Annotated in this window: 5 protein-coding genes; 4 read left to right on the forward strand and 1 reads right to left on the reverse strand. The window is 36.6% G+C overall.

Going from position 1 to position 10306, the window contains the following annotated elements; genetic code table 11:
* Positions 1 to 735 precede the first annotated feature (735 nt).
* Positions 736 to 3315: an XDD3 family exosortase-dependent surface protein gene (locus ACP6PL_RS08095; protein WP_426544364.1), complete on the forward strand. Its 2580-nt coding sequence runs from the start codon at positions 736 to 738 to the stop codon at positions 3313 to 3315.
* A gap of 618 nt (positions 3316 to 3933) precedes the next feature.
* Here the strand turns inward: ACP6PL_RS08095 and sbcC are convergent.
* A complete protein-coding gene (gene sbcC, locus ACP6PL_RS08100; protein WP_426544366.1) occupies positions 3934 to 6984 on the reverse strand; it encodes an exonuclease subunit SbcC in 3051 nt (1016 codons plus the stop codon).
* Positions 6985 to 8170: 1186 nt separating this feature from the next.
* On the opposite strand from sbcC, the gene ACP6PL_RS08105 reads away from it, so the two are divergent.
* From ACP6PL_RS08105 to ACP6PL_RS08115, 3 genes are all read left to right on the forward strand, one after another.
* Positions 8171 to 9442 carry a sensor histidine kinase gene (locus ACP6PL_RS08105; protein WP_426544368.1) on the forward strand — a complete coding sequence of 424 codons (1272 nt, stop codon included), beginning with the start codon at positions 8171 to 8173 and terminating at the stop codon, positions 9440 to 9442.
* Positions 9443 to 9516: 74 nt separating this feature from the next.
* Positions 9517 to 9744 carry a hypothetical protein gene (locus ACP6PL_RS08110; protein WP_426544370.1) on the forward strand — a complete coding sequence of 76 codons (228 nt, stop codon included), beginning with the start codon at positions 9517 to 9519 and terminating at the stop codon, positions 9742 to 9744.
* A gap of 367 nt (positions 9745 to 10111) precedes the next feature.
* Positions 10112 to 10246, forward strand: coding sequence for a hypothetical protein (locus tag ACP6PL_RS08115; protein ID WP_426544372.1), 135 nt, complete (start codon positions 10112 to 10114; stop codon positions 10244 to 10246).
* Positions 10247 to 10306: the final 60 nt, after the last annotated feature.

The following is a 10306-nucleotide window of genomic DNA, read 5'->3' on the forward strand; positions in this document are numbered from 1 at the left end:
GGCGCAATTCGGAGCGGCTCTGCAAGAGCGGGAGACCTCGGCATCCCATCCTAACTGTAGGGGTTCAGGAGACCCAAAAATTAGGAAAAATGGCTGCCAGAATCATCAAACCCAGATGACTGTTGGACTTGCAACTTGTTAAATAGATACCAAATGGCTTTTATAAGCCATTCCCGTGGGGGTCTGTGAGAAATGCGGGTTTAGTACTCCCTAACTGTCGCCTATTGCCTATCTCAAATAGGAATTTTTATGCAAAGTCTCTACCAATTTTGTAGTTTACCCAACTGTAAAATCATATCAATGCCAATTTCTCCGTTTTTTTTACATAAATCAAGTCAAGTGTATTTAGGAGAAATCTATTTAAAGTATTATTAAGTACAAAATATTTGTATTTATCAGTAATTACACAGTTGTAAAATACATTATTTACTATCAAAACATTTTAAGAATATTCAAGTCATAGTAAAGATTACTTATTGCTCTTATTGCAGAAATATTTTATGCGAGTAAATATCTATAACCTATAAAATTCAATATTATTCACATATATATTAAGCATTAAAGCTTGGTTTAGAGATTAAATCATAAAAAATTAAATAAAATTAATATATAATTTAGATCACATAAACATGACAAAAAAATCACTTTATTTGACGATGTAAATTACCGATAAATAGCTGAGGCTAAGAGAATATAGTAATAGTTAAATACAACACACACACACACGACCACACAATGAAACGAATTATTAACGTCGGCACAAAAGTTGCCTTAACTGCTTTACTATTAAATGCTTCTTCTCAAGATGCACAAGGTTTTGCTCTGAATGATGGAGTCTTTAGCTTATTTTTAGAATGTAATAATGACGGAACGGCCCTAGTTTTTGAAGGAGTGGATGGATGGCAGTATAGCCAAGATGCTATTGGAGATATGACTGATGGTGATAGTTATGACCTTACTGGAATGGCAGTTTTCCAAGATGGTAACGATATGTTTGTTGCTATTGGTGGAAATATGCCTTTATTGGGTACGGGTTTAGACCGCAATTTAGATAAAATTTTCCCTGGAGACTTATTCTTTACTCCTGCGGGTCAGAATTTCCAAGACTCGATGGAAGCAGGAAACCTCCACGCTATTCACTTTTCAGGTAGTCAAGACTCCGGTGCTGATTCAGGTTTAGGGGTTTACAAAAACGTAGCTGCTAAAGGGGTAGGGATGCAGAACTTCGGGCATCGTACTCTTGATAACTATGAAGCTTTAGTTGATTCCAGTGAGGGTAACTTCTATGGTAGCCTTGGAGCAGATAACCCTTACTTTAATGGTACTGGTACAGGGTACAACGTGATTGCTGGAGGTGACAGGGTTGCCAATGATGGGTTTGAAATGTTGACTGCTACAGAACTGACAGCAGAAGGGTTTAATCGAGAATTTTTGGGTGGAACTGAGTTTTTTGGCTTCAAATTTAGTCTTGATGCAATAATTCCTCCAGAGCCTCTAAAAGATATTGACAGTCTCAGAGGAATTGCTGAAGGGTACGGCTTTGATTGGGATGGTCAACCTTGGGATGGACAACTAGAAGGATATGATGGAACCATCAGCAATCAACAAACTCAAATTGATAATTTCCAAGGTGAAGTAGAAGATTATCAAGATAAAATCAATGATCACCAAGCAAACATAGAGCTTTACAATAGTCGTCAACTTGCTGCTGAGGAAGAAGTTGAACGTATACAAAAAGATGAAATTAACCCTCTGAACAGAAGCAATGATAATGCTGCCAAGAAAGTTCCTGGTGGAGAAGCTAACAGTGAGATTAGAAAAGAGTTGAACGCTCGCAATAAAATAGTTAACAACCTGAATAAAGTTGAGGAAACTATTAGTGAGAACCCACAGGAAATTATTGACAATGAAGATAAACGGGATCGAAAACAAGGTCAACTTGATGATGTTCCTAGCCTAGAGGAAGCTATCCAACAGGCGAAGCCAGGAGCAAGCGAAACCATTCAGGATGCTTATGTTGCAGTTGCAGAACTTGAGTCCCAAAAAGAAGCTTGGGATGAATATAAGCAAAACAATAACTGGGAAAATTTAAACTTACAAGAAAAGCTGGCTCTACAGAACAATTATGGTGGAGATTGGATAGAACTGCGTAACGATGGTAGTCTAGCAAAGCAAGAACAGGAGCTGATTTTCTTTAATGACCTTATTGCTGGTTTTGAAACTGAAGTTGCAAACGAGCGTCAAGGAAAAATTGACAATCTTCAGAAGCAAGTAGACAATTTTCAAAATAAGATTAATGATTTGAACCAAGAACTTGCTGATGCGAGAAATACTAAGCCACAATTAGAACAGGAATTAAACGATTTCTACAATCAACATTTCGATACTTCTAATGATGGGAGCTTGCAACAAAAGCTGGCAGATATCAGAGATAATTCTCAACAAAAATTGGATAAGCTTAATAAGAAAAATAACCTAACTCCTGCTCAGGAAGAGGAAAAGGCTTTCTATGAACAGAATATTATTGAGACTCAAAATCTGCTCGCTCAAATTGATGGTACTACTGAGCAGTCATCTATTAATAATCTTTTAAATGAAGCTAACCAGTATTTCAATGCTTTGAAAGAAGAAGCGAGGGATAGCGATCGCCCAGACGGTTTAGATAGCAATAATTTCAAAACCTACACCGCTGAAGATTTAACTGTAGAGATTCCTGTTTACGATAATGATGGGAACATTATTGATTACACTACTCATACTTTTGACGGGGTGCAAGTAGGCGATCCGAAAACTATTGGCAGCGAGTATCAGCGCCGTGAGTTTGAAGCAGGATTATTTGAGGTTGCTCGCAATCAGCGGGAGCAAGTAATGATTGACAACGGAGTGCTTAGTGAAAATGAACAGATAGCAAAGCAACAGGATATAGATAGTCGCAATGCAGCAGAACGTCAAAAAGCTCAGGTTGTAGTACAACAACAGGAGCAAATTGACCAGAAAAATGACTTGCTCAGAGAGATTGAAGAAACTCTTGTTCCATTTATCGATGAAGCTATCGCTACTGAGAAACGGGAGAATATGCAGGAACGAATTGCTGCTGCCGAAGTTGAAAATCAGCGTGAGCAAGAATTGGAAGAACAGTTTGGCGTACGAACTGATAGGAATATTGGTGGGGTTCCTGCTACCCGTGAAGAAGCTTTAGCTCGTCTTAATGATACAGATTCAGTCAGCACTCCTGAACCATCTTCACTAATGGGTTTAATTACTGTAATTGGAGCTGGTTTGGCTGGTTTAGGTCGTCGTTACAAACATCGATAAGCTTTTCTGGCAAACGGTTTGACCTAAGTAAAAAGTCAAAATTTACAGCACAGTATGGTGAGCTATAGTTAAAAATTAATTATTAGTTCTTGTGTAATCATAGTTAAGTTATCTGTAGGGATGTTGTATACAACGTCCCTACTTTTTATAGCACTGGGAATTATATCATCTTCGGATAATTAGTTATAAAAAAGTTTTTGTTTGTAGTTGGGCTTTAGCCCTATCTACAGTTGGGGCTGAAGCCCAACTACGAACTTTATCCCTTAAATTTTTTATTGTCGTTAATTTAACTCTTTACTAACTATTTCTTCTGCTAGTCCAAAAGATAATGTCATTCCTGGTCCACCTAACGCATTAATGATAGTAACACCGTTCTACTAAACTTACCCAAACATGATTGCATGAGTTTTGGAGCTAGCTTCCTGTTTCACAGAAGACCACTGATCGCAGTCTGTAACTCCCGGTTTATTTGCGTAACTAAACCCGTACCCAGTCTCAATCTGAGGCTTACAGGGCTTTTCAAATCAATAAACCACATCGTCACAAGTAAAATATCGTAGGGGCGAGAAAGCGAATCGCCCCTACTGTGGTTCACCCAAATTAAAACCACTGTAAAGCTCACACCGACAACATAATTTGCGAACCTTGGGCTGTTTTACTAACTTCAATTCGAGCTTGAAAAGCTTCTTTGAAATGAGGAATATGAGTCACGGTTAAAATACAAGAAAAATCAGCAGAAATGGCATTAATAGCAGCAATTAATCTGTCACATCCCTCTGCGTCTTGAGTACCAAAACCCTCATCAATAATCAACATTCGCAACGCAGTACCGGAACGCTGCGCCAATAATTTTGACAAGGCTAAACGAATGGCAAAATTAACTCTAAAAGCTTCCCCTCCCGAATAAGTTTCATAAGGTCTTGTTCCTTTTGTATCTGCAATTAAAATATCTAATGTATCTATCCATTTAGAATTTTTCTTACTTCCTTTTGTGGCTTTTTGCGTCACAAATTGAATGTGCAATTGATTTGCACTTAATCTTGCTAAAATCTGATTAGTTTCTGCTTCTAACTGAGGCAAAATATTCTCAATCATTAATGCTTGAATTCCCTTTTTGCCAAAAGCTAAACTTAACTCTTGATAAACTCGATATTGCCGTTTCGTAGTTTGTAATTGTTCTAATTGTTGACTATTCTGAGCTTGCAAATTTTCTAAATGTTGTAACTGCTGTTGTACTCTGCCTAAACTTCCCAACTGTTCATCTAATTGCTGACGACGATCTTGAATTTTTTTGTCTAAATAGATAATTTTTTCATCCAAGTTTGGAGCTTGTTCTAACTGTTGATTTAAAACGGATATCTGACCTTTAATTACTGCTAAATCTTGCTGTCGATTTTCTATAACTTCCTTTAATTCATTTATTCTTTCTACTAACTGAGGATATTGTTTTTGAGCCTGACGTAATTTTTCAATTCTAGTTAACCAAGATTGTGCTTTTCTCAATTCCGATCTGACATTATTATGCTCATCTAAATCATACCCAATCTCAGAAATTTCTCTCTCAACAACCATAATTTGTTGCTGTACTTGAGAAGTTTGTTTTTGTTGCTCCAAATCTTGTTCCAAATTAACTATTTGCTCCTCAATTTCTGGCATCATATCACGAACTTTTCCTAATTTTGTCTCCGCATCTTTAATTTGCCCATACTTAATTTCTGCCCACCTTAATTTCTTTTCCTCTTCCCTCGCTAAACTATGGCTCCGATCATCATAATTAAATTGTTGAATTTCCTGCTCTAAAGTGCTAATTTCAGCATATAAATTAACTGCAAAATCTCCTGTATGTAGCGATCGCTCAACTTCTGCCACTTCCTCTACTAATTCTTGCAGCAAACTTTCATCCTTTTTAATATTATCCAACTGAACTTGTAAACCACCTCGGGACTCTCGCAACTCATCATATTTAGCCAACTCCTCATCTATTTGCCGATATTCTGTTCTCAAAACCTGAATTTCTCGCTCAGAAAGAGTCAGTTGCTCCCGCGCTACCCACAACAAGTCTCTAATTTCCTTTTGTTGAGTTTGATGTTTATCTACCACTAAATGCCAGTGATGTTCGTCCAATGGGCGATCGCATAATGGGCAAGGTGGATATTCTTTGACTCCAACTTTACCATTACCATTACCTTGATTTAATAATTGTAACTTTTGGTCTAGTTCCCCCAGCCTGGTTTCATAATCTTTTTTATTGCGAATTAAACGTTCCAGAAATTGATGTCTTTCCTGACCTTTTTCTCGCACCCGTTGTTGATAAACCCGCTTATTATCCAGTTGAGCAATTTCTGTGACTACTTCCTCCAATGTTGCCTGTAGTTGAGGTTGCTTTTGCTGTTGAGTTCGTCGTAGCTGACAAACTCTAGAATTAAGTTCTTCTAAACGAGCGCTCAAACGTGCCTGTCCCTTTTCAAGTTCAGTTTGTAATTTTTGTCGTTGTTGTACTAGGGGAGTAACTTCTACCTGCAACTTATCTAGTTCGTTTAATTTTGTTCTTGCTACTTGTAATTTTGTCAGAGCGGTTTCAATATCAGCACGTTTACTTAAAATATGCAGGTTTTCTTGTTCCCGTTCTTTGAGCGAATTTAATTGCGCTCGACATTGCTGAATTTTGTTTTGTCCTGCCTGGAGTTGTTGCCGTTGTTTTTCCTGGAGTTGTTGACGTTGGTTGAGAGCATTTTGGTGTTTTTTGAATTTGCCAGATAATTTTTCTTCAGTAGTTTGCAGGTTTTGGAAATGAGTATATCCAGCGTTAATTTCATTTTCTTGTTTTACTACTGCTAATAATTCATCTTGTTGCTGTTGGGTAGTTTTTAGTTCTTGTTTGAGGCGATAACATTCTTGCACAAGTTTGTCGTATTGTTGTTGTTGGCCTTGCCGTAATTTTTCCCAGGTTTGCCGCTCATGTTGTTGTGTTTGAAGTTGTTTGAGTTGTTGTCTGTCAGTTTCTTGTTTTTCTTGCAGTTGAGCTAAAGTTGCTTTTAGATTAGTTTGTTGTTGAGCGATCGCTTCTTTTTGTTGGAGTTGTTTTTGGTTCGCTTCTAGACTTTGTTCGAGTATTTCGATTTTTGCTTTAAACTGCCGAGCAATATCTTTTGCTTTTTCTCCCAGGGTGTCATATTGGTCGAGTTTGAGGAGAGAGGCGAGAATTTCTTTTCGTTCATTGGGACGTTTGAGCATAAACTCATCTGCCCTACCTTGACGCAAATATGCTGAATTTACAAATGTGTCGTAGTCGAGTTTAAGATGTTCGATAATGCTTTGTTGGGTTGCTCTGACACCTTTTTGAGTCAGACTTTTAAACCGGGAACCTGTATTAACTTGAAATTCTAGAGTTGGTGACTGACCCCGACGACGACCTCGAATAACACGGTAGATGTTACCGTGGGTAGAGAATGTAAAGTCTACCCGAACTTCTTTTTCTCCCAGACTGATAATATCGTCTTCAGTGGCAGCGCGACTATTTCCCCATATTGCCCAGGCGATCGCTTCTAATAGGGAGGACTTTCCTGCACCGTTTGGTCCGCAAATACAGGCAGTGTGCAGACCTGTGAAATCTAGGTTTGCTTCGTGATAGCTGAGGAAATTTTTGAGTTGCAGTTTTTGAGGAATCATTTTATTATGGCACTTTTATTTGTCAAGCTTTACTAAACTAATAATGTTTCACGGAGTTGTGCTCTAACTAATTTGGTTGATGTTAATTTTCCCTGTTTTTTTTCTGTCTTTTATCAGTTATTTTTTAGACAACGACTATATTCATTTAGTTATTTTTTTGACTTTATTTTTCACATTTTACATTAACACAAAAAAATGACTATTGTTGTTAGAGTTATACCTATAAATATAAACCATTGAATTTCCAATGGTAGACTTAATATGATTTTTTCTATATTTAGTGTGATGAATTATTAATTTACACTATATATATAAATTTTCTGGAGCAGGAATTACATTTAGTGTAAGGAAAAAGTTAACCATGAAGCTTTTGAATATCAAGATTTACGCAGGTCTAATACATATAGAAGCCATTTGAGAACTATATAATTAGTATTGGAAAGTATAAGTAAGCCTGGGTTTTAAAGGAAAAACCAGTTATAAAATTTAATTTTCTTGTATCTCCAAACTCATGTCTTCTCTACTTCCTAATTATAAGGATTTCCTGCGGAATGCTCCCCATTCATGTCGCCGAGGAAAACAGCTACTAGCGGTCAGCTCTGGTGCTTTTTATAGCAATTTTATATGTGAGGTTCCATAAAATTATGAAATTCATTAATTTATCCGTCTTTAATATACGATCATTATTCTGGTAATCTGATTCGCTTGAAGTTTCATTTCAATAACTCTAATTAATTTGACTTGAACTTGATACTATGAATTTTTACTTATTTCCTACTGTCAAGAAAGAGCGATGTAGCTGCTGCTAGGCTCCGCCAACGCCTGTTTTTTATTATTGATTTTTAGCCAGATTACTTGATAGTTTATATTAAATTTTACGAATATTTCTTAAAATTTCTTAAAATTTATTTATTAATTAATATTGAACTAGAGATGATAGAATAAAAGTTTATGAAAATATGACTGACGCATACTACTACATAATATCCTTTATAATCTCCTCATAATACTGTATTGCCACTATAATTAGTAACTTTGCGTAAGTCATGAAAAAATTATGTTAAACTTGGCTAAACAATAGTTAAATTAGGGTCAAATATTTTATTTGATCACAATATTTTTAATATGTATTGCGTGGCCTTGAACATTTATTAAATAGCTTTGCTGTAAGTCAATAAACCCCACCATGTCAACAAATACAAATGCCAAATTCATTCTAATTGTAGACGACAATCCCACCAATCTATCTGTACTGTCAGAAGCGTTACGTGGTGCAGGGTTTCGTTTTCGAGTAGCAATGGATGGAGAAAGTGCTTTAACCCTAGTAGAGAGGAACCACCCCGAACTAATATTACTTGATGTGGAAATGCCAGGAATAGACGGTTTTGAAACTTGTCGCCGTCTCAAACAAAACCCTGCTACTAAATCCATTCCCATCATTTTTACAACAGCTCTTGCTGATACAGAAAGTAAAACTAAGGGATTTACCCTTGGTGCAGTTGATTATATTCCTAAACCATTTGAACAGGATGAAGTTATAGCAAGAGTCAAAGTACATATGCAACTCAAGCACCTGACAGAATATCTTGAAGAACAGGTACGCGATCGCACTACTGCCTTACAAAACGCCCAAGTACAACTGGTACAGCAAGAAAAACTCTCTAGTCTTGGTGAAATGATCGCTGGAATTGGCCATGAACTTAATAATCCGATTAACTTTATTCTCAACAATATTGAGCCACTGCAAGAGTATATAACTGAAATCAGTGAGATTCTAGATTTGTATCAGCAGGAAAATGCTACACCTTCACCCAAGTTAAAGAATGTTCTTAAGGATTTGGACTTAGAATTTGTTCGAGAAGATATGGCAAAGATTTTAGAATCCTTTAGATTAGGTACTGAAATGATCAAGAACATATCAACCTCACTACGGACATTTTCTCGTTCAGATAGTGAAACTAAGTCTCTGGCAAATTTGCATGAATGTTTAGATAGCACTCTGATGATTTTGCAGCATCGTCTCAAAAGTAAAGGGGAGCGGCCTCAAATTGAAGTGTTGAAATCATACGGGTTATTGCCCTCAGTGCTGTGTTATCCAGGACAAGTGAATCAGGTATTTATGAATATTCTAGCAAATGCCATTGATGCTCTAGATGAAGCAATAGTTCAGGGAAAATTGCACGCTCGAGTTCCTAAAATTAAAATTACAACTCAAATAACCTCCGAGGAACGAATCGTTATCCAAATCGCAGATAATGGAATTGGCATTCCCCAACCAATTCAAGGGCGATTGTTTGAACCAATGTTTACAACTAAACCTCTTGGTAAGGGTACAGGGTTAGGGTTAGCGATCGCTTATCAAATTATTGTGGACAAACATAATGGCACACTCAGTATTAATTCTCAAGTTGGAGAAGGTACAGTATTTATGATTGAAATTCCAGTTGAGAATATTTAAACGCCTTTGCCTCTTGCGCATACCGCTATATCAGCAAACTGTGAGCAGGGAAAAAATTTAGAAACTATCGTCGGATGGATACGTTAAAAGAATATATTCTGATTGAATCTGCAACTATGAATCTTGATTGCTATCAACTCAATGAAAAAGGAAAATCCCAACTAAAAGCTTCTTCTCTTGAAGCAGGTATCAGCGATCAAACAGACATGGAGGTTCACTTGACTAGCGTTAATTTCCATTGCCATATCAGCCTCCTTTATGAAGATGTGGATGTGGTTTTTCCCCAACAAAGCCGATATTAGTTAAAAATCTTTAGACATCTCCAAAAATCCAAAATCCAATCAATTACTTCTCTCTATTCCCTGTTATACAATTAATTTTGCTTGAATACTTATGGCTAACATCTCCAAGTCACAATCTGAGTCAATATATACTCCTCCTAAAAAAAGAAAGTCATCTTTATTTTTAGTGATACTCATTCCCTTTTTTCTGCAGATTTCAACAATTACCGAAATATTGTGGTTTAAAGCCTCCCCTTTTAAGGGGATAATAAATCAAAATTTTCCTGTTCGTCAATCCTCTTCTTTTCAAGGAGAGGTAATTCTCAATTCTCAATTCTCAATTCTCAATTCTTGAATTACCTTGCTTGAGGATGGTGATATTCAAAGCGTGATAGAAACTGTCGAGGAGATTCAAAAATCACAAGCAATTTCTACTGCTTTTACTCAAGAGATTTTGCAGTTGGCGAACAGTTTCCAACTACGGTTGCAAACTTTCATCGAAGACTATCTTACGATAAATTAAATAGCTTTACCCAATTATTAATTATTAATAATTAATAATTAAATAATTCTGGTTTAAAGC

Origin of the sequence: Dapis purpurea BLCC-M126 (assembly GCF_050015975.1) — a bacterium.
Taxonomy (GTDB): domain Bacteria; phylum Cyanobacteriota; class Cyanobacteriia; order Cyanobacteriales; family Microcoleaceae; genus Trichodesmium.